The organism is Marinobacter aromaticivorans (genome assembly GCF_002806975.1).
In the GTDB taxonomy this organism is placed as follows: Bacteria; Pseudomonadota; Gammaproteobacteria; order Pseudomonadales; family Oleiphilaceae; genus Marinobacter; species Marinobacter aromaticivorans.
In genome coordinates this window covers 1-686 of the sequence record NZ_NIHD01000044.1, presented here as the reverse complement: position 1 = coordinate 686, position 686 = coordinate 1, and the positions used below count along the sequence as shown (strand labels likewise).

At 62.2% G+C, this 686-nt stretch carries 1 protein-coding gene; it reads left to right on the top strand.

Features of this window, described 5'->3' with window-relative positions:
* A partial coding sequence (locus CDH48_RS19050) for a BCCT family transporter (protein WP_227521189.1) occupies positions 1 to 686 on the top strand: 686 nt, incomplete at both ends.

The window sequence follows — 686 nt, the reverse complement described above, 5'->3', positions numbered from 1 at the left end:
TTCTCCCTGTTCGACCTCAAGGGCGTGGCCGACCTGATCGGCAATGGCTTTGCCTGGACCGCCAAAGTGTTTGGCTCCTACTTCCAGATGCTGCTGCTGGCAACCTTCTTTATCGCCATGGGCCTGGCCTGCACGCCCGCGGCCAGAGCCAAAATTGGCAACCTGGAGCGCCCGGAGATGAGCACCTTCCGCTGGCTCTCCATCATTATGTGTACCCTGCTGGCAGGTGGCGGTGTGTTCTTTGCCGCCGGCGAGCCAATCTATCACTTTGTGGTCACACCCCCGGCCTACACCACAGAGCCAGGCACCGCGGCGGCAGTGTCCAATGCGCTGGCGCAAGCGTTCATGCACTGGGGCTTTCTGGCCTGGGCGGTTCTGGGCACCCTGGCGGCGATTGTGCTGGCGCACGCCCATTACGTGAAAGACAAGCCGCTGCAGCCCAGAACACTGCTCTACCCGGTATTCGGCGAACGCGTGATGAGCGGCTGGCTCGGCAGTGTGGTGGATGCCTGCTGCGTGATTGCGGTGGTGGCCGGTACCGTTGGCCCCATCGGCTTTCTGGCCACCCAGATGAGCTTCGGGCTCAGTGAGTTGTTCGGCCTGACCGACGGCCTGGCCACACAGATGGCCATTCTGGTGGTGCTCGCGGTTATTTATGTGACGTCTGCGGTGACCGGTATTCACCG